The organism is Paenibacillus sabinae T27, assembly GCF_000612505.1.
GTDB lineage: Bacteria > Bacillota > Bacilli > Paenibacillales > Paenibacillaceae > Paenibacillus_AQ > Paenibacillus_AQ sabinae.
This window is the reverse complement of record NZ_CP004078.1, coordinates 1,487,659-1,507,723: the sequence shown is the minus strand read 5'-3', so window position 1 is coordinate 1,507,723 and position 20,065 is coordinate 1,487,659. Positions and strand designations below refer to the sequence as shown.

The 20,065-nt window shown below is 56.7% G+C and carries 19 protein-coding genes; 5 read left to right on the top strand and 14 right to left on the bottom strand.

The genetic code is table 11. The features are described 5' to 3' along the window. Window positions 1–16: 16 nt before the first annotated feature. The 11 genes from PSAB_RS06925 to ggt form a co-directional block, all read right to left on the bottom strand. Entirely contained in the window at window positions 17–919 is a 903-nt protein-coding gene (locus tag PSAB_RS06925; RefSeq protein WP_025333852.1) for an FAD binding domain-containing protein, read from the bottom strand. 54 nt (window positions 920–973) lie between these two features. After that, complete coding sequence (locus PSAB_RS06920) at window positions 974–1,903, bottom strand: ABC transporter permease (protein WP_025333851.1); 930 nt, start codon at window positions 1,901–1,903, stop codon at window positions 974–976. A gap of 22 nt (window positions 1,904–1,925) precedes the next feature. Next, window positions 1,926–3,041: an ABC transporter permease gene (locus PSAB_RS06915; RefSeq protein WP_025333850.1), complete on the bottom strand. Its 1,116-nt coding sequence runs from the start codon at window positions 3,039–3,041 to the stop codon at window positions 1,926–1,928. After that, window positions 3,038–4,570: an ABC transporter ATP-binding protein gene (locus PSAB_RS06910; protein ID WP_025333849.1), complete on the bottom strand. Its 1,533-nt coding sequence runs from the start codon at window positions 4,568–4,570 to the stop codon at window positions 3,038–3,040. The genes PSAB_RS06915 and PSAB_RS06910 overlap by 4 nt, the downstream gene beginning before the upstream one ends. A gap of 138 nt (window positions 4,571–4,708) precedes the next feature. Next, entirely contained in the window at window positions 4,709–5,875 is a 1,167-nt protein-coding gene (locus PSAB_RS06905; protein ID WP_025333848.1) for a BMP family ABC transporter substrate-binding protein, read from the bottom strand. A gap of 255 nt (window positions 5,876–6,130) precedes the next feature. Then, a complete protein-coding gene (locus PSAB_RS06900) occupies window positions 6,131–6,727 on the bottom strand; it encodes an NTP transferase domain-containing protein (RefSeq protein WP_158442575.1) in 597 nt (198 codons plus the stop codon). Then, on the bottom strand, window positions 6,660–7,727 hold the full coding sequence (locus PSAB_RS06895) for an XdhC family protein (protein ID WP_025333846.1): 1,068 nt from the start codon (window positions 7,725–7,727) through the stop codon (window positions 6,660–6,662). The genes PSAB_RS06900 and PSAB_RS06895 overlap by 68 nt, the downstream gene beginning before the upstream one ends. 57 nt (window positions 7,728–7,784) lie before the next feature. After that, on the bottom strand, window positions 7,785–9,359 hold the full coding sequence (locus PSAB_RS06890) for a PucR family transcriptional regulator (RefSeq protein ID WP_025333845.1): 1,575 nt from the start codon (window positions 9,357–9,359) through the stop codon (window positions 7,785–7,787). A 261-nt stretch (window positions 9,360–9,620) separates the two neighbouring features. Beyond that, window positions 9,621–10,862, bottom strand: coding sequence for an amidase (locus tag PSAB_RS06885; protein WP_084266455.1), 1,242 nt, complete (start codon window positions 10,860–10,862; stop codon window positions 9,621–9,623). Next, window positions 10,859–11,095 (bottom strand): hypothetical protein, encoded by a 237-nt coding sequence (locus tag PSAB_RS25405; RefSeq protein ID WP_144240490.1) that lies wholly within the window; start codon window positions 11,093–11,095, stop codon window positions 10,859–10,861. The genes PSAB_RS06885 and PSAB_RS25405 overlap by 4 nt, the downstream gene beginning before the upstream one ends. Before the next feature lie 187 nt (window positions 11,096–11,282). Next, window positions 11,283–12,860 carry a gamma-glutamyltransferase gene (ggt, locus tag PSAB_RS06880; protein WP_025333843.1) on the bottom strand — a complete coding sequence of 526 codons (1,578 nt, stop codon included), beginning with the start codon at window positions 12,858–12,860 and terminating at the stop codon, window positions 11,283–11,285. Window positions 12,861–13,062: 202 nt separating this feature from the next. Here ggt and PSAB_RS06875 point away from each other — a divergent pair, with 202 nt between their 5' ends. Beyond that, the gene (locus PSAB_RS06875; protein WP_025333842.1) at window positions 13,063–13,653 is read left to right on the top strand and encodes a chromate efflux transporter ChrB; all 591 of its coding nucleotides are present in this window, start codon (window positions 13,063–13,065) and stop codon (window positions 13,651–13,653) included. Then, window positions 13,654–14,193, top strand: coding sequence for a chromate efflux transporter ChrA (locus PSAB_RS06870; RefSeq protein WP_025333841.1), 540 nt, complete (start codon window positions 13,654–13,656; stop codon window positions 14,191–14,193). Between the two features lie 91 nt (window positions 14,194–14,284). Here PSAB_RS06870 and PSAB_RS06865 read toward each other — a convergent pair whose 3' ends face one another. Then, window positions 14,285–14,665, bottom strand: a complete 381-nt coding sequence (locus PSAB_RS06865) for a PH domain-containing protein (RefSeq protein WP_025333840.1) — start codon at window positions 14,663–14,665, stop codon at window positions 14,285–14,287. 193 nt (window positions 14,666–14,858) lie between these two features. Here PSAB_RS06865 and PSAB_RS25900 point away from each other — a divergent pair, with 193 nt between their 5' ends. After that, window positions 14,859–15,023, top strand: coding sequence for an RAxF-45 family protein (locus PSAB_RS25900; RefSeq protein WP_158442574.1), 165 nt, complete (start codon window positions 14,859–14,861; stop codon window positions 15,021–15,023). A 150-nt stretch (window positions 15,024–15,173) separates the two neighbouring features. Then, the gene (abc-f, locus tag PSAB_RS06860) at window positions 15,174–17,156 is read left to right on the top strand and encodes a ribosomal protection-like ABC-F family protein (RefSeq protein ID WP_025333839.1); all 1,983 of its coding nucleotides are present in this window, start codon (window positions 15,174–15,176) and stop codon (window positions 17,154–17,156) included. A gap of 103 nt (window positions 17,157–17,259) precedes the next feature. Here abc-f and PSAB_RS25745 read toward each other — a convergent pair whose 3' ends face one another. Next, window positions 17,260–17,415 carry a hypothetical protein gene (locus PSAB_RS25745; RefSeq protein ID WP_158442573.1) on the bottom strand — a complete coding sequence of 52 codons (156 nt, stop codon included), beginning with the start codon at window positions 17,413–17,415 and terminating at the stop codon, window positions 17,260–17,262. A gap of 215 nt (window positions 17,416–17,630) precedes the next feature. After that, entirely contained in the window at window positions 17,631–18,248 is a 618-nt protein-coding gene (locus PSAB_RS06855; RefSeq protein ID WP_025333838.1) for an NUDIX hydrolase, read from the bottom strand. Window positions 18,249–18,495: 247 nt separating this feature from the next. Here PSAB_RS06855 and PSAB_RS06850 point away from each other — a divergent pair, with 247 nt between their 5' ends. After that, window positions 18,496–19,875, top strand: coding sequence for a dipeptidase (locus tag PSAB_RS06850; RefSeq protein WP_025333837.1), 1,380 nt, complete (start codon window positions 18,496–18,498; stop codon window positions 19,873–19,875). Window positions 19,876–20,065: the final 190 nt, after the last annotated feature.

Here is a 20,065-nt window from a genome sequence, read left to right as displayed (position 1 = left end):
CATGAATGTCCGCCTTTTATTTTCCAGCGTTTTCTTCCAAAGCCTTCCATAGCTCAGCAACAAGAAGATTGCCTGCTGTCTTTTTCTTATATTCCACCGTCACAAAAGGATCACCGTAAGTATCAAACTGCGAGAATACCGCCTCGTATACCGAAGCCAGCAGCTCCGGACCGATATCGGCCCCTTCCAGCAGCGCTTCAGCTCGGCTAAGCCGCTGCGGGCGGCCGCTTCCTCCTCCAGCCGCGATCTTCACGCCGCTGAGGCGCCCCTCACTGTCAATAAAACCCCCTATCGCCACTGTAACCAGCGATGGCGTGAACGCTTCCCTTCGGCCGACTTTGCGGAAGATCTCAATCCGCCTGTTTCCCGAAGGACCTGCTGGGGGCGCAAGCCATAGCCCCGTCAGGATTTCCTCTGGCGGAAGCGTTCCGCTCCACCGTTCGGCCAGCCAATCCTCCATCCGCCTGCGGCTCTGGAACTTGCCGTCAAAAACGGTCAGCTCCGCATCGCAGACAAGCAGCGCGGGAAGACAATCGCCGACGCCAGCTGCGATATTGCCGCCAATCGTCGCCAGATTGCGCACCGCCGGAGCGGCGATGCAGCGGACCGCCTCCTGAACGGCGGGCGCCGTTTGTCCCAGCGCGGCGTTTCGCCGGCACCGGGACAAGTCGGCAAGGGCGCCGATGGATAGCCTTCCGCCATCTTCATCAATATCCGAGAGGCCATTAATCCCTCGCAAATCGATCAGCGCCTTCGGCATGGCGACCGTTCCGGCTTCCCACTGCGTCCGCAGCAGAGTGCTTCCGGAGACATAGACGCCATCCGCGCCGAGCGTCCGTTTCAGCTCCCATGCCTCATGCAGGCTGCGGGGCCGATGAACAGCCGGCGTCCACAGCGGCTCGTCACGCAAAGCTTCCATAAGCTCCCCTCCCTTTTTAAAGTTATTCAGCTATCTCAAGACCGCCTCGCGGCGCTAGAACCGCTGCTCCCGAACGTAAGGAACACCCAGCGATTCCGGCGTGCCGGAAGGCTTGTTGCGATTGCGGTATCCCAAATACATCAGGACAAGAATCGTTACGATATACGGGATCATTTTCAGGAAATAAGGCGGAATGGCGCTGCCGAGCAGCTGCATGCGGAAACCGAGTGAATCCAGCGCTCCGAAGAAGTAGGCGCATAGCAGCGCTCTTACCGGATTCCACCGGGCAAAAATCACGAGACCAACCGCGATCCAGCCTCTGCCTGCCGTCAGCCCTTCATTCCAGGTCGGAGCGACGGTCAGGACCATATCCGCTCCCGCAAGGCCAATCAGCATGGCTCCGACGGTAACATACCCGTAACGGATCAGCCGGACGTGGACGCCCATGACATCCGCGGTGGCCGGACTGTCTCCGACCGCCCGCAGGTGCAGCCCGAAGGAGGTGCGGTGAATGAGCAGATGAAGCACAATAACAAGCGCGAAGCTTAACCAGGTCAAAACGTCCAAATTACCAAAAATAGGGCCAATCACCGGAATCGGATTCAAAAAGTCCAGATGCAGCCTCGGCAACTTGCCGGGCAGCGGGTTGCCGCTGATCGACTTGCCAAGATAAGCGCTAAAGCCGCTGCCGAACAGTGTCATTGCAAGACCAGACATCGTCTGGTTGGCCCGGAGCGTAATGCTCAGGAAGGCATGAACCAGACCCAGCAGCGCCGTTACTCCAACGGATGCGAGCAGCGCGAGTCCGAGATTTTCGGTGCGAATAAACACAATGCAGGTCGAGACCGCTCCCATCAGCATCAGACCCTCGGCTCCGAGCTGAATAATGCCGGCGCGTTCGTTTAATATGCCTCCAAGCGTCGCCAATAGCAGAGGCGTACCCGCGGTAATGGCGGCGATCAATAACTGTGTGACAAAATCCATTTCTTTCGACTCCTCCTTTGGGCTACGCTCCCCGGCGAATGCGGAAGCGGGCAACCATATCGCCGGCAATCAGGAAAAACAGGATCGCGCCCTGCAGCATTTCCGAAATGGACGATGGCAGACCGATGGTCTGAACGCTGAAGCCGCCGACGATCAATCCGCCGAACAGCACCGAAGTGACAACAAGCCCGAGCGGATTCAGCTTGGCGAGCCATGCCACGATAATGGCGGTATAGCCGTAGCCCGGCGAAATGCCCTGCATCAGTTTATGGCTAACTCCCGATACTTCGGCCATCCCCGCAAGACCGGCAAGTCCTCCGCTGATCAGCATAACGATGATAATATGGCGTGAAATGTGAATCCCGGCGTACCGGGCAGCGGTCGGGTTCGCTCCGATCAGACGAAGCTCGTAGCCCCAGCGCGTAAAACGGATCATCAAGTAATAAATGACAACCGCAACCAGCGCTAAAATTAAACCGATATGCAGCCGTGTCGATCCGAGTACAGGCAGCGATTGCGCGGCGGTGAACATCGGAGAGCCTGGCATGTTGAAGCCTTTAGGATCTTTCCACGGTCCGAATACGACATAATCAAGGGCCAGCAATGCCACATAGTTGAGCATGAGCGAGGTGATCAGCTCGTTCACCCCGAAATGCGTCTTCGGAATGGCTGTGAGCAGCCCCCAGAAAGCGCCGGCGGCAACGCCGAAGATCAGCATCAGCAGAATTGACCAAAAGCCGGGCAGATTCGGAAAATAAATGGTAACCGCAGTCGCAGCCATCGCGCCGACCGTCAACTGGCCCTCGGCTCCGATATTCCAAACCGATATCCGGTAGGCCACGGCGATACCGAGACCGCACAACAGCAGGGGAATGGCTTTAACGAGAGTTTCGGTGATGCCGAAGGAGGTTCCGAAGGCCCCCTTGAACATTTTCAAGTAGACGGTTACCGGATTCATACCGTTGGCATAGATAAAGACCGCGCACAGTAAAAGCGCCAGCGCCACCGATATGAACGGCGTCCACCACGGCGTGCGGATGCGGGACGGATCATATTCCAGCCGCCAGGGCAGCCGACCTCCGGAAGTTTTTTTTACAAGTCCCGGAAGCGCCCTTCCGCTTGCCTTTTCCTGGCTCATACCAAGCTCTCCTCTCTGCTGCGGATCCCCGCCATCATCAGGCCGATTCTTTCTCTCTCCGCCGTCTCGTGGGTTTCCTCGCCAATGATTGCTCCGTTATAAATGACCAATATCCGGTCCGACAGCTGCAGCAGCTCATCCAGATCCTCCGAGATCAGCAGCACGCCGCTCCCGGAAGCCCGAAGCTCCATAAGCAGCTCATGCACTCCCGCCGTCGCGCCGACATCAAGACCCTGCGTCGGATGAACGGCCACCATCAGCTTCGGCTGGTGGGTAACCTCCCGGGCGAACAACAGCTTCTGCTGGTTGCCCCCGGACAAATGCTGGACTGGCGTATCCAGCTCCGGCGTTCTCACATCGAATTTGTGCACCAGTTCTTGGGACCATATGCGGTTCTTGGCCGCCTTCAGGATGCCGAACTTCGAATGCTCTTCAGATCGGTACGACTTGAACAGCAGGTTGTCGACCGAACCCAAACGTCCCGCCAATCCGCTCTTCATGCGGTTCTCGGGTACGTGGGAAATACCGGCATCAATCGCTCCGCGAACCGAAGCGGTCTTGACCGGACTTCCGTCAAAGATAATCTCGCCTTCTCTCCAGGTACGAAGACCGGTCAGCACCTCGGCCAATTCCTTCTGGCCGTTGCCCGCTACTCCGGCTACCCCGACGATTTCTCCCTTTCTTACCGACAGGGACAAGCCATCCAGTGCCTTGCGGCCGTGATCGGCGTAGACGCTTAAGTTTCTTACGTCAAGCAGATCTTCTCCTTGTGTGGCTTCGCGCTCCTGCCGCTCGATCACGACTTCTCTGCCGACCATCAGGCGGGCAAGCTCGCGCTCGTCGGTATCCTTGGTGGCCAGCGTCGCGATCATTTTGCCTTTGCGCATAACGGAAATGCGGTCCGAGGACGCCATGACCTCCTTCATTTTATGCGTGGTCATGATTACGGTCTTTCCTTCCTGCTTCATCCGGCGCAGCGTGTTGAACAGCCCTTCTACCTCGCCGGGCGTAAGCACCGATGTCGGCTCATCCAGGATGATAATGTCAGCGCCGCGGTAAAGTGTCTTGACGATCTCCACCCGCTGCTGTTCTCCGACGGAAAGCTGCCATATAGGACGGTCCACCGGAAATTTCAGCCCGAAGCGTTCCGCCAGCTCCTCAATTTCTTTATGTTTGTTTTTAATCCAGTTTCTCCCGCGCCAGAAAGACGATTTTTCGCCAAGCACGATATTTTCCGCCGCCGTCAAGGTCTGCACCAGTCTGAAGTTCTGAAACACCATGCCTACTCCGAGCAAGCCCGCGTCTTTGGGAGAACGAATCTTGGCTGGTTTACCGTGAATCAGAATCTCTCCCTCATCCGCTCTGTACACGCCCGACAGCATGCTCATGACCGTGCTTTTTCCCGCCCCGTTCTCACCAAGCAGCGCGTGTATCTCGCCCGCGTTTGCCGAAAAATCGACTTGGTCGCTCGCGGTAACCGAACCAAAACGTTTGACAATTCCGCGCATTTCCACCGAATATTCCTGCATATGGAACGCCTCCTTCCTCATAGTTGTAGTACGGGTGGGGAAGGTTCTTTGATCAAGAGCCCGCCCCACCCATATGGTCTTCCTCTTATAAATGGACACCGCAATAATGGTTTAGCTTTAAACAGTTCAAAGCATGACTTATTTAGGAAGCGGTCCTACTACGCCTTGAGCCAGCCAATCCATACCCAGCACCTCTTCAAGCGTAAGACTCTTTCCTGCCGGTACTTTCTCATTGCCCTGGTTATCCTTGATTGGGCCCGTGAAGACATTCAGCTCGCCGCTGACGATCTTCGCTTTGGCATCCGCAACAAGCTTCTGAACATCCTCGGGAACCTTGTTGCCGAATGGAGCCAGATCCACCATGCCGTCAGCCATATCGCCGGAATACTGTTCATTTGTCCAGGTTCCGTCCATAACGGATTTAACCGTCTTCGTGTAGTATGGTCCCCAGTTCCATACCGGGTTCGTCAAATAGTTGTCCGGTGCGAACTTCTTCATATCGGAGTCGTTGCCGCCCGCAAAAGCTCCGCGTTCCGCGGCAGCCTGCAGAGTTGCAGGGGAATCCTGGTACGCAAGCAGCACGTCGGCGCCTTTATCCAGCAAGCTGATCGCCGCCTGGCGCTCGGTCGTCGGATCGTACCATGTGTTCGTCCATACGACGTCGACCTTGATGTCCGGATTTACACTTTGCGCGCCAAGCGTAAAAGCATTAAGGTTGTAGATAACCTCGCTGATCGGAAATGCGCCGACATAGCCAAGATGATTTTTCTTGGTCATTTTGCCTGCGGCAATACCCGTCAGATAGCTCGCCTGGTAGTTCTTGCCGAAGTAAGTGCCCATGTTGCCGGCTGTCTTGAAGCCGGAAGCATGGTCGAACTTGACGTTCGGGAATTTATTCGCTACGTTCAGCGTTTGGTCCATGTAACCAAAGCTTGTTGTGAAGACAATGTCATGACTTTGCGCGAGCTCGGTAATAATGCGCTCAGCGTCAGGTCCTTCAGGAACATTTTCAACAGTATCGGCTTTAATGCCAAGTTCTTGCTCCATGGCTTTGCGACCTTGATCATGCTGATAAGTATAACCGCCGTCGCCTGGAGGCCCGATGTATACGAATGCTACCTTCGGTTTCTCTCCGGACGGCTGCGCCGACGCGCCTGCAGAAGCTCCCGCCGTCGCCGTAGCTGCCGGCTCTGAGGACGCTCCCGCGTTACCTCCCGTATTGTTGCCGCCGCAGCCTGCAAGCACAATTGCAAGCACAAACAGCAGCATGAAGCTCAATTTGAATGCCCGACCCCTTTGTTTCATTGTTTTCCTCCTCACTAAAATGTCGTGTAGCATAGAGCTTACACAAATATGAACTGGCCGTTTCCGGCCGAAGCTCCTTCATTTTTAGCTCCGGTTAATTTCTACCTCTAACTATAAAGAGACCGGAGCCATGCGTAAATTTATATAACATACGTTTGTGCATAAAGATGAAAAGGAGGGATTATTTTGTGCAGGTTGCACTAACCCAAGCCTTGATATATTGAAAATTGTAAGGAATCATAACATTGCCGCGGTTTAGATGCCGGCTGAGTCCCGGTTTTGCCCGTTTATGAGCATCCACTGGCGGCGGATCTCCATGAAATCCCCTTCGGTATCGGCATCCATGAAAAAAGGGGACTCTCCCTCGATCACCGCGCCTTTATAGGCCGGGGAATGAAGGATGCTCGCCGCCCCGCGGTCGCCGTCAAGCTGCTGAAGCGCCGGGAACAGCGACTTGGAAAACAAGGCCGGCGGCATGACCGTCCCATCCCCCCGGCTGGCCACATAATCCAGATCCGGCGAACGCCGGAAGGTATCAATCAAGCGGCCGATCAGCCCCGCCGTAATGAACGGCTGGTCAGCCAGGGCCACCACCACCGCATCCGGTTCGGTCGGCAGCACGGCATTGAGGCCGCAGCGAAGAGAGAAGGACAGCCCCAAATGGGCAGTCAGGCAGGTTTCCGTCCGCCTGGTTCCCCGGACTCCACTCTCGGGCGGCAGCCATTCCAGTTTGTCATCGGCCCTTACGACCACAACCAGCGGCTTAAAGCCGCAGCGCTCCAGTTCACTGAGCGCGACGCTCCCGAGGGTCACGTCCTCCGACAACCTCAGAGAAACTTTGGGGGTGCCCATCCTGCTGCTCCGGCCCGCCGCCAGGTAAATTCCGGCTACTTTCAACGTCATCCGCTCCTTTCGGCTGTTTGCGCGAATCCGCTCTTCTCACCTGAATCATCTCTGCAACAATACTGACGGCTATCTCTTCCGGCCCTTCTCCGCGAATCGGCAGTCCGACGGGCGCGTGCAGAGTCTCCGGCGCACTTAGCCCCTCCAGCAGCAGGCCTATTCTTGCGGTGGAGCCAATAATCCCGATATAATGCGGCTCATGCTCAAGCACGCTTTCAAGGAACATACGGTCCCGCTGGAATTGATGGCTGCAGATCAGGACATAATCGCCGCTCCCGATCCGAAGCCGCTCCGCGGCCTCCCTTGGAGAACAGATGGCTGTTTCCTCAGCGGGGAGCCCATGCTTTACGCGGGCTTCCCGCCAGTCCGCAACCGCGATCCGAAATCCGGTTCGAAACGCCAGATCGGCGATTGGATGGCTGTCATGCCCGGGACCGAACAAAATCAGCCGAGGCTTGGGAACAAGCTTCGTTATAAATGAAGCTTCGCTATAGCCGCTCCCCGTTCGAACCTCCTGCTCTCCGGTAATCGGCTCCAGCGAGTAGGCATAGCCGGCGCCCTCGCGGGTACGCCGCAAAATCACACTTTGTCCCGACAACATCCGGTCATGGGCTTCAACCAGCAAATTTCGCAGGTCGCCTTTTACGGGCTCCAGCACGACTTTAATCTTTCCCCCGCAGCCCACCGCTTCTCCCCAGGAAAAATCACCAGGAGACAGCATATCATATTCTACGAATTCCGGCACCCCACATTTCCACACTTCCCCGGTCCGAAGCTGCAAATCGCTCTCCAGGCACCCGGGGCTGATACTTCCTATCGTTCCGCCATCATGAAACAGCATTGCCGCTCCGGGCTTTCGGTAGGAGTGGCCTTCCACAGAAATCAGCGTGGCCAGCACAGCGGGAAGGTCGTTTCTCTTAATGTGGGTTGCAATATCATAAGCGCTCATGAAACTCCCCCCTGTAGTCTTCGGCAGTCAGCCTTCGGCCGTCTTCCTTGATCGGATTCAGCCGCGCTCCAGCATTTTCCTGAACAGGAACGCCAGCTGCAGCCGCAGCAAATCATTTGTTTTCTTAAAATCGACATCCAGCAGCTCGCTCAGCTTCTCCATCCGGTAAGTGGCAGTATTACGGTGAATGAACAGCTTCTTGGCCGTTTCGTTGATGTGGCCGTCATTTTCGAGAAAAGCTTCCAATGTATGCAGCATTTCCCTTACGTAATCGGGCTCGCGGCCGAGCAGTCCGGCCAGGGTGCGGCTGCAGTATTTTTGCATCATTTCGGCAGGAACCTGCTGCAGTACCATGGCCAGCTCAAGCTGACGGTAGTGCGCAACCTGCTGTCCGGCGTTCCAGTATGCCGTCAAGCGCATGGCTTCCTTCACCTCGGCAAAAGCCTCCCGGATTTCCTCCGGCTTGCTCTTCCGGCAGCTGACCGCAGCCCGGGGATAACAACCCTCACTGATCTCCAGCTTGTCGAAGCAAGCCTCAATCATGCCGCTGAACCGTTCCGGCGCCAGCCTTTCCCCTGAATAGATCGACAGCAGACCTTCCTCCACAATAAGATGAAAAGCGTTCAACTTTCCAAGTTCAGGATGCTGTATATATTCTTCTTTTATGCGGGTTAGCTCATGCTGCCGCAGTTCGCCCGCTTCGGCTACGTCGCTAAGAACAAACTGAAAGGATCCTTGCAGCAGTCCGGGGTCCATAGCGTCAGCCGCCTTCGCCAGCTCGGCGCAGGACAGATCGCCCTTCAGACAGCGGCGAAGCTGCCTGCCGAATTCCCTGTGCAGATCCTGTTCAAAATAATCCTCCACGCCTGACCGGATGTGGTACGAAATTAGCTCGGCTCCCTGAACGAACAGGCTCTCTTCCATGGAAAGCATCAGGGGATCGATGGAACAAAAGACGAGATAGCCCGTGCATTCCTCTCCCTGAAGGAGCGGAAGTCGGTAACCCGCTTCCTCGCCGATGCGCACCTTGCGGTTCTTGTTCCCCCACGGCCATCCGCCCAGCAGCTCCCGTTCACTGTGAGCGGAGTTGTTGAAGAGCAGCTCCCCTCGGCTGCCGACGACGGCCAACGGGTGGCCGACACACTCGGAGACCGACTCCAGCAGCGAACGGCTGCGCACGGGGCGCAGGGCAAAGCGCATCAGCTTCCGCTGCTTCTCAAGAACCGCTTGCAGCACGCCTGTGCTGCGGGCGAGCTCCGCGCGGAACAGGCCGTTCATCTGATCCGAGAACGTAAACTGGAACGGCAGCTCGATGAGCGGAAAATTCAGTTCTTCCGCTTCGGCAATCAACGCTTCGGGGACCGTCTCCCAGAAACGCCCCAGCTTGATTCCAAGGCCCGAGGAGCCCCTCCGGTTGAGCTTGTGGAGCAGCGCCGACGCCTGCTCGGGATTATCTTTGATGAGGTAGGCCGTTGTTAACAGCATCTCCCCCTCTTTGATCCAGTCTGAAATGTCCGGGGCATCCATCACATTGATCGACTTGACGATTCTGTGAGTCCCTTTGGAACCGGCAATCAGCTTTGCTTCCGATAAAGGATATATCGATAACGCCTCTTCGACCGTAAGGTGCATGACGCCCCTCCTCCATTATATTAATAAAAGCAAAACTTTTATGTTTTTTGGTGTTACTTTATGTAACATTATAAAGAATATGCCTCCCTTTGAAAAGATAAAAGTTTAAAAACTCCGCCCCATGTTATGTAACTTTACATATATTTCATATTGCTTTTCTCCGCTGTCTCAGCCGGATAAAAAAGGGCCGTCCAACGCGAAAAATTGCCGCGGGACAGCCCTGTATATTAGTACTTTATTGAGTTCATTAGAACGGTATGATCAAACCAGCGCGGGCTTCCAAATTTGGTTCGCCCATGCCAGCAGCCGCAGATCCTGGCCGAAGCCTCCGATCACGGACAGTCCGAGCGGAAGGCCGCCGGGACCGGCAACCGGAAGCGTGATTTGCGGAAGACCGGCCAGGCCGGCAATGCAGCTGAGCGACATTGCTCCGCTTCGGTTAAACTCCAGCCGAGCCGCGTCGCCCCCGGACAGCGGCGCCGCGCCGGGGACCGTCGGAATGACAAGGGCCCCGTCCTCTCCAAGCAAATTACGCAGACGATTTACGACTTCCTTCTTGAAGGAGGCGGCAGCGTTTTGATCCTGTCCGGACAACTTTTCCGCGAGCGCAAAGCGGGCGGCGATATCCGGCCCGAACGCCGGTTGCACCTCTTGCACCCAGCTTCCGTGCGTCTCCCATATCTCATTGCCCTGAAGCTCCCGGAAGACATCCATCCAGGCCTTCAGCCCTTCCGGAGCGATTTCCGTTTCCTCGCTCCGTCCGGCGCCTGCCTGCAGCAGCTTCAAGGCACCGGACAGCGGTCCGGCGCTTTCCGGTTCCGCGAGCCTCCAGGCATCCTTGGCGACGAACAAGGTGCTCACACCGGGACGGGGTTCGTTGTCTGCCGATTTGTCCTTGACGGCAGCTGTCCCCGGCGCGTTCTCTCCTTCGCTGCCGGCTCCGAGCAGCACTTGACCGACCCGGAGCAGAAGTCCGGGACTCCCGGCCATCCAGCCGACCGTATCAAACTGCGGAGCAAGCGGAATTACGCCGCTCATGTCCACCGCACCGTGACTCGGCCGGAAGCCGTAAATGCCGCAGTACGAGGAAGGCACCCGCACCGAGCCGCCGGTATCCGTCCCGAGCGCGAAGTCGACGCTTCCTGCGGCGACGGCGACCGCTGAGCCGCTGGATGATCCGCCGGGAATTCTTCCCTCCCCGCGCGGATTCACCGGCGTGCCGTAATGCACATTTTCCCCGCCGAGGCTGTACATCAGTTCATCTGTGTGGGCAGCCCCCCTCAGAGCGGCCCCCGCCATCAGCAGGCGGCGTACCGCTCCGGCATGCTCCTCCGCCGCCGGATGGCTTCGCAGCCAGTCCGGATTGCCGGCCGACGAGGCATGGCCCTTGATTGCAAATACATCTTTAACCGCAAACGTCATTCCATCCAGAATTCCTCGCGCCAGCGGCTGGACCTCAAGTCCGGGATCGATAAAAGCTCCATACCGGTTGTCCAAGCTCATCCGCCCTTTCCTCCTTCCAATGTATCCGCAATGCCCCAAACTGCCGAACAAAATAAGCAGCATGACAGACGAAGCGGAATTTCTCCCCCTAATTCTTTAATAAAGGAGGTTCTGCAGGCGTAAGCTGGAAAATCTCCAGCTAAATCCGGCGTTTCAGCCAAAAATAAAGAAAAAGCGGGCATTAAACGGGAGATTTTCCCGTTCGTTGATAAAAATATCATTGTTTCGGACAAATAAAAGGGAGTTATTCCTGTCTATTCGTGATTTCCAGTGAACCATTGCCGGTAGATGTTTCTCAGTGAATTCCCGGCAACAAGTTCAATCCTCATCTTCGAATGAAGCCTAAACAGGTGAAATCCGGGCATTTTCGATGCGGGAGCGGGAGTGGACCCATCCTGCATCCGCTCCGGAGGCTTCCCGTTACCAGCCAATGGCCGCTCCGTCGCAGCGCGGATCGGTCCCGCCGCTGCGGTAGCCGTTCTCATCGATGCGGATGGCATGGGCATGCCCGGCCAGTCCGTCATAGTCCGCCACCTTCCGCACCTTGTGGCCGGCTGCCGCCAGCTCTTCGAGCACATCGTCCCCCACCCGGCTTTCCACGGTCAGCTCCTGGGTCGGCTCGCCCCATGTACGGCCCCAGACAAACCGCGGCTCGTCGACCGCCTGCTGGGGATTCATTCCGTAATGCAGCATCCGGGTCAGCAGCAGCGTCTGGGTCTGCGGCTGCCCCTCGCCGCCTTGGGTGCCGTATAGAATGGCGGGCTTGCCGTCCCGGCAGGCCATCGCCGGCATCAGCGTATGGAAGGTCCGCTTATGCGGCTCCAGCGTGTTGACCGCCGCCGGGTCCAGCGAAAAGAAGGAGCCCCGGTTCTGCAGCAGAATGCCGGTGCCGCCCGGAGCGGCCCCCGAGCCGAATTCGAAATACAGGCTCTGGATGAAGGAGACGGCATTGCCTTCCGCATCGACAACTGCCGCATAGGCGGTGTCCCGGCCGGTAGGCTCGCTGGACAGCGCGGCCGCACTGCGTAGAGAAATCGATGCCGCAAGCTGCGCCGCGTACGTCTTATCCAGCAGCCGATCCAGCGGAATCTCGCTGAATTCGGGATCGGTAAGAACCGCGTCGCGGTCGCGGAAGCTGGCCTTGATCGCTTCAACGAGCAGGTGATAATATTCATAAGAACCGTGCGGAATCCCGCTGAAATCATACTTCTCCAATATATTCAGCGCCATCAGCGCGGCGAAGCCTTGCGAATTCGGCGGAGCCTGATGAACGGTGTAGCCGTGATAATCCGTGCTGATCGGCTCACACCAGTTGCCCCGGTGGTCGGCAAAGTCTTCCCGGAGCAGATAGCCGCCGGCCTCCGCCAGTCCGTCGCAGATCGCCCCGGCGATTTCACCTTTATAAAAAGCGTCGCGGCCCCCGGAAGCCAGAATCGAAAGCGACCGGGCCAGATCCTTCTGCACGAATTTCTCTCCAGCCTGCGGAATCTTGCCGCCCGGCATATAGATGGCTGCCGCCTCGGGGGACAGCGCGGCGCCGGCAAGCACCGTATTGGCATGCTGATCGGGCGAGAGCGGAAAGCCCGAGGACGCGTATTCGATCGCCGGCTCCATCACCTCCGCGAGCGGCATGCGGCCGTACCGGCTCAGCACTGCGTCCCAGCTGTCCGCCATGCCGGGCACTGTAATCGCGCTGCGGGCGCCCCGCCGCGGAATCGCCGCTTCGCCGGCGAACCGGCCGCGATGAACTCCGTAGCCGGAGCGGCCGCTGCCGTTATAGGCCTGAACGCGCCCTTCATCAGCGCTGTAGGTCAGCCAGAACGCATCGCCGCCCAGGCCTGTCATATGCGGGTAGACAACCGCCAGCGCCGCGCTGACGGCCACCGCCGCGTCAAAGGCGTTCCCGCCCTTTTGCAGAACCCGCGCGCCCGCGGCCGATGCCAGATAATGCGGACTGACCACCATCGTTTTTGTACCGATTACCGGTCGCTTTGTCATAAGCTTCTCCCTCCCGTGAATTAATGTCATTTAACATTACACCGCCCGGCGAAGTCAACCGGAAGGCTCGCATTCCCAAGACGGCGCACCCGCGATTTGTGTATGATGCACAAAGTTCCGGCCGGAGGGCTTCGAAACGAAATATAATAGGGATGTACTTCTGAGGATTAGTATAGAATGGGGTTTTAAAGGGGGGAACGGTATGAGACCGGCTCAAAAAGATTATATAGAAATTATCATTTCAATGTGCAGAACGGGAATTCTCGGCTATGGCGGAGGCCCTTCGGTTATTCCGCTGATCCGCCATGATGCCGTTATCCGGTACAAATGGCTCAGTGACGAGGAGTTCGGGGAAACGCTGGCGCTGGCCAACGCGCTGCCGGGACCGATCGCCACTAAAATGGCCGCTTATTTAGGATACAAGCGCAGAGGAGCCTGGGGAGCGATTCTCGCCGTTACGTCGCATATTTTACCCAGTGTTCTTGCCATGATTCTGCTGCTGTCGGCCGTCAATTATCTTGCGGGCTCCAAGATCGTCAAGGGAATGATTGCCGCCGTTTCGCCCGTCATCGCCGTTATGCTCGGTGTTATGGCGTACGAATTTGCAAAAAAAGCCGTAAAGGGCCTCGGTATCGCCGCCGGCGTCGCCTTCATGCTGCTCGCCCTGCTGCTGCTTGAGGTGCTGCATGTCCATCCGGCCATCGTCATCGTGCTATTTCTCGCTTACGGCTCAGTACATTACCGGGCTGTGGCCGGCCGCCGCAAGCAAGGACGGAAGGAGGGAACGCCTTAAATGGAATGGATTCAACTGATCATCGGGTTCTTCATCGCCAATCTGCTCGGCTACGGCGGGGGCCCTTCCTCCATCCCGCTCATGTATGAAGAAATTGTCCCGCATTACCACTGGCTGTCTGACGGGGAATTCTCGAACATGCTGGCGCTGGGCAACGCACTTCCCGGACCGATCGCCACGAAGGTGGCGGCTTACGTCGGCTTCGAGATTTACGGCTGGATCGGAGTGATTGTCGCCCTGCTGGCCACGGTCCTGCCGTCGGCCGCAGCCCTGATCGTTCTGCTCCGAGTACTGCAAAAATACCGGCAGTCCAATGTCGTCAAAGGCATGACGCTGCTTGTTCAGCCGGTTATCGCCATCATGATGGTCGTCCTGACCTGGCAAATGGGAAAAGGGCCTGCCGCCTCCATTGGAATTTGGCAGACGCTGATTATTGCGGCCATTGCCTTCTGGGCGATGGAGCGCCGCAAAATCCACCCCGCTCTCGTTATCCTCGCCGCTTTTGTCTATGGCGGACTTGTCCTTGCGCACAGCATGTAATCCGGGCGCTTATATACGGGAGTAACTTTATTTTTAAGGCAAAAAGAAACGGCTGACGCCCCATTACGGGAGATCGCAGCCGTTTCTTTTTTTACGATTTCAAAATGTACTGCGATAGCACGGCCTGCACCTCGTAAATATTCACACTCTTGTTGAACGCCTTCTTGAGCGGAAGCGAGCTGCCAGATATAAAAAGGCACAGCTCCGCGTCCAGATCGAAATGCCCCGCCGTCTCTACGGAATAATGGCTGATGCTTTTGTAGGGGATGGAGTGATACGCCGTCTTTTTGCCGGTTACCCCCTGCTTGTCGACCAGAACCAGCCTTTTATCCGTAAAAATAAACATGTCGCGTATCAGCTTGTAGGCTCGCTCGATCTGCTCCCCGGGCGCGAGAATCTGGCCGTACTCTTTCCGGGCCGTCTGGAGATCCACCTGAGATGCATTGCCGAGCAGGCCGTCAAAAAATGCCACTTCTTTTCCCTCCTTCTGATTATCCTGTGATGACGGCAAGCCGCCTATTTCCATAGATATTGAAAAAACAGAAAGGTATTCCGGGTTAACCGCTTCGGGGAGTGTAAGGCAGAGGAGGAAAAATATGACTTGATATCAGCAGCCGGTTATTTTAAAATTAGTGTAACTTTGTTTATGAGGGAGGTGAGGAAAGATGAATTATGGAGGTCTGGGTAGCATGGTCAGCCGTTTGCCTATCGCAGCGGCGGGCATCGTTCATGCTTTTGGCGACAACGGGAGAAGTCTGCCCTTTTTTGCCAATATCATAGCGCCTGCCTACCCAGAAATGTCTTTCCTGCCTTCCGAACGTACAGCTTAAGCCTTAGGCTTACACGGACAAGGCCGCGGGGAACGTTTCCCTGCGGCCTTTTTGTGTTGTCCTTGCGCGTAAGAATGCAGGGGGCGTTTTCCAGAAATCATTACCCGCTCGCGGACCGTATGGCTCCCGAAGCCAAAAAGGAGAATCCCCATGATCATTCAATGTCAAAATGTTCAAAAATATCACGGCGCTCAAGAGGTACTGAGCGATATCACGCTGGCCGTCCGCCAAGGCGAGAAGGTCGGCCTCATCGGCCGCAACGGCTGCGGCAAAACGACCCTGCTGCGCCTGTTAAGCGGCGAGGACGCGCCCGACAGCGGGCAAATCGCCATCCGCAAAGGCTGCACCGTCGGGCTGCTGGCGCAAAACCAGGAGGGCGGCAGCGATACGGTGTATGCCGTCCTCCAGCGCAGCTTCGCCGAGCCGCTGGCTTGGCAGCGGCGGCTGCGGGAGCTTGAGCAGGAGATGGCCGCCATGAACGCAGGCGCCGAGGACCGCTGGAACGGGCTGCTGCGCGAGTACGGCTCGCTCCAGGAGAAATTCGAAGCCGCCGGAGGCTATGAAATCGAGGCCGAAATCCAGCGCGTCGCCTCCGGCCTTGGCATCGGAAGCGAGCTGCTCGGGCGGCCTTTCGCTTCCCTCTCCGGCGGAGAGAAGACCAAAGCGGGTCTTGCCGCCCTGCTCCTGCGGCGGCCGGACGTGCTGCTCCTCGATGAGCCGACGAATCATCTGGATATGGCTGCCATTGAGTGGCTCGAGCAGTTCCTGCGGGACTACGCCGGGACCGTGGTCGTCATCTCCCATGACCGTTATTTTCTTGACGCGGTCGTGACGAAGGTGATCGAGATCGAGGACGGCGAGGCCGTCGTCTATCATACGAATTACACCGGCTTCCAGAAAGAGAAGGAAGCCCGGCTGCTCCAGCAGTTCGCCGATTACCAGGAGCAGCAGAAAAAAATCAAAAAAGTGCAGGAAAGCATTAAACGGCTGATCGAATGGGGCAACAACGCCAATCCGCCCAATCCTTCTTTTCACCGCCGCGCGGCTTCGATGCAGAAAGCGCTGGACCGGATGGTCAAGATCAAGCGTCCCGTGCTGGAGCGTAAAAGCATGGATTTGCAGCTGGAGCAGCAGGACCGCTCGGGCAGCCGGGCGCTGATCCTTGACGGCGTGGGCAAAGCCTATGGCGAGCGCGTGCTGTTCTCGGGAGCCGAGGACGTGCTGCGCTACGGCGAGACCGCTGCGCTGATCGGCGGCAACGGCGCGGGCAAGAGCACGCTGCTGCGCATCATCCTGGGCCTGGAGCAGCCCGGCGCCGGAAGCTGCACGCTCGGCGCTCGGGTAACGGTCGGCTATCTGGCACAGGAAGCCGTCCCGGAGGACGCCGGGCTCTCGGTCCTTAAATATTTCCGCGAGGAGGCGGGGATGGAGGAAGGCGAAGCCCGCGGGCAGCTCGCAAGATTCCTGTTTTACGGAAGCGATGTGTTTAAGAGCATCGGAGGGCTGTCCGGCGGAGAATGGACGCGGCTGCGTTTCGCCATCCTCATGCACCGCCGGCCCAATCTGCTTATTCTCGATGAGCCGACCAATCATCTGGACATCGACTCGAGAGAAGCGCTCGAGGAGGCACTGGAGGAATTCCTGGGAACGGTGCTTGCGGTATCCCATGACCGCTATTTCATCAACCGCTGCTTCGGCAAAATCTGGACGATTGAGGATGGGAAATTCTCTGTATTTTCCGGCAGCTACGAGTATTACAAGGAAAAGCGGGCGGAGAAGGAGGCGCGGGAACGCCGTTCCTCCGATTCCGAGGAATACGAACCGCAAGCCTCGCCAGGGAAAGCCTCTTCCTCCTTGCCCGCAGGAAACGCAAGATCTCAGGAGCGGCCGCGGCCGGAACGCTCGCGTTCCGCGCAGCCGCGGGAAGCCTTGCGGGAAGCCCGCAGCACCGCTTATTGGGAGAAGGAAATTGCGGAAGCCGAGAATCGGCTGCGCGTAATCGACACGGCGATGCTGGACCCGGTGCTTGCCAGCGATGCCGCCCGTCTGTCCGTCCTGCACGGCGAAAGGGAGCAGGTGCAGCAAACGCTTGACGCCATGTATAAGGAATGGCTCGGCAGCATGCAGCAGTAACCGATAATCGGAGCCAGATGCAGAAAGGCCGCTTCTTCTTAACCGAAGAGGCGGCCTTATTTCATGAATTTGGGTATTGCTATCTATATAATCGGTCCTGAAATTACCGGGTAAAGCTCATAAACCAGCCGATGATCGAAATCCATAACGGGACGCTGAGCAGTAACCCCCACAAAAGTCCTGCCGAGAATCGGCCTTCCGTATGAACTTTGACACTTTCCTGCTTCAGCGGCAATCTCAAATTCTGTTGCTTTTCCATGCGATCCCCTCCTACCTAATCTTATCGTCACAAAAGAGGAAAAAATTTAGACCGCCGGACCTAAAATTTTTATGTCTCGGGTAAATTTATTATAGCCTAAAAGACTCAGCGGATATACTCTAAATGTAAGCCCTTTCAATAACTTATTTTAAACGATTCTGACCGTTTTTTAAACAAAAAAATTCATTTTTAATTATGTATTTTTTGTATCTGCTTTAGTCCAACATGATTGGCTTATCCGGGTGACGCAGATATTCAAACATCGTGCGAATCTGTTTCTCCGTGTTCCGTCCCACCGACAGTTCCGGCAGCTCCTCTTCCTTGAAAAAGCCGACGTCGCTCGTCTCAAGACCCCCTGCCGCCTCTCCGCCGACAATCTCGCACAGGATAAACAGCTTGTAAATATGATATGGGTCCGGCGGATGACCGTGGAATTTCTTGTCCAGCACGCCAAGCAGGCGCACCGCTCTTGCTGTGAACCCCGATTCTTCGCGGATCTCTTTGACTGCTACTTCGCTCGGCGAATAGCCGATGTCGGCCCAGCCTCCGGGCAGCGACCATTTGCCGTCTATTTTTTCACGAACCATCAGAATCCGGTCTTCCTTGAATACGACGCCCCGAATATCGACCTTTGGCGTGCTGTAGCCTTTGTCGCCCGCAAAGGATATTCTGATCTTCTCCCTGCTTTCAAACGTGTAGTTCGCCATAATATCCACACTCAGCTCACGGAGCATTTCATACCGCTCGATATCGTACACGTCCTTGGCATACTCCAGTCCCGTCTGGGCGATTGCCTGAATCTCCTTGGCCCAGGTCAGCCATTTTTCCTCCATAGCCATTCCCGCTCCTCTCCGGTTCTCGTCTAATCCGTTCCTGCACTTTACAGTTTTACCTAGAGTCTATCACGGCTTCGGCGCGTCAAACAACTTCGCTGCTGCATGCTACGCTTACGGCATTACCAAATTTTGATTGTGCGGGGTTTATTCCAGTATAATAAAGTCTATGGAGCGGCGAATCCGGTTCGGCGCATCCGTCACAAGCCGCTGGCTTGCGACCCGTAAATCCAGGAGGTACATAATGATGACTTACGCAGCTTATTTTGAATCCCGCCGGGATGAGCAGTTGAATGAACTGAGCGATTGGCTTAAGATCCCCAGCATTTCCGCGCTGTCCGAGCATAAGAAGGATGTTTTGACGGCAGCCCAGTGGCTTGCGGATACGCTGAAAAAAGCAGGGCTCGAACATATCGAGATCCATCCGACTGAAGGCCATCCCGTCGTCTATGCCGATTATCTGCATGCGCCGGGCAAGCCGACAGTGCTTGTCTACGGGCACTACGACGTTCAGCCGGTCGATCCGCTGAATCTTTGGACGACTCCGCCATTCGAGCCGAATATAAGGGACGGCAAGCTGTACGCCCGCGGCGCGACTGACGATAAAGGCCAGGTCTTCATGCATATCAAGGCGCTGGAAGCTATCCTGAAGGAAGAAGGCACGCTTCCTGTCAATATCAAACTGTGCATTGAAGGCGAGGAGGAAATCGGCAGCGTCCATCTCCCTCCCTTCCTCGAAGCTCATAAAGACTTGCTGGTGGCGGACGCCGTGCTCGTCTCCGACACCGCGCTTCTCGAACGCGGAAGACCGGCCATTTGCACCGGGCTCCGGGGTCTCTGCTCGATGGAAGTGGAGGTCACGACCGCTTCCACGGATTTGCACTCAGGCACTTACGGCGGCGCCGTTCCCAATGCGCTGCATGCGCTTGTCTCCCTGCTATCATCGCTGCATGACGATAAAGGCCGCATCGCGGTGGACGGCTTCTATGAAGGCGTCCCGGAGCTGTCCCAGGTGATGCGCGAAGAATTCGCCAAGCAGGGCATCGACGAAGAGAAAATCCGCGAGGGACTGGGCCTGTCCGCACTCTACGGCGAGGAGGGCTATACGTTCGTCGAACGCGTAGGAGCCCGGCCAACGCTGGAGCTTAACGGCGTATATGGCGGCTTCCAGGGCGAAGGCACCAAGACGGTTATCCCGAAACAGGCCCACGCCAAAATCACCTGCCGCCTCGTCGGCGACCAGAATCCCCAGCATATTCTGGACGCCATTGAAGCTCACCTGCAATCGCATATTCAGCCGGGCGCGAAGGTCCATGTGCGGCAGGTCGAGAAGGCATTCGCCTTCAATAGCGACCCGTCGAATGCCTTCCTTCAACTGGCAGCGGACGCTTATGGCAAAGTATACGGCACCCGCGCCCTGTTCACCAAGGATGGTGGCTCCATCCCGATTATGGAAAGCTTCTCCCGTATCCTGAAGGCGCCGGTCGTGCTGATGGGCTTCGGATTGAATGACGAGAACCTGCACGCGCCCGACGAGCACTTCAATCTGGAGAACTTCGATAAGGGCCTGCTGACGATCGTGGAATTTCTGAAATCTGCCGGAACGGCAGAACTGGCGGCAGAATAAAGCCAGGCCGTGTAGGACAAAAGGCTCTTCGCTGTAAGACAGCGAAGAGCCTTTTTTAATAAAGACGAACTTCTTTCCGCGATAAAAGGGGCGACCGCCCGGCGATCACTGCCCAATTCCAGAGTTCACCACGCTGCCCGAAATAACTAAAAAACCCTTGCTGGGCAAGGGTTTGGACATTTCAATTATG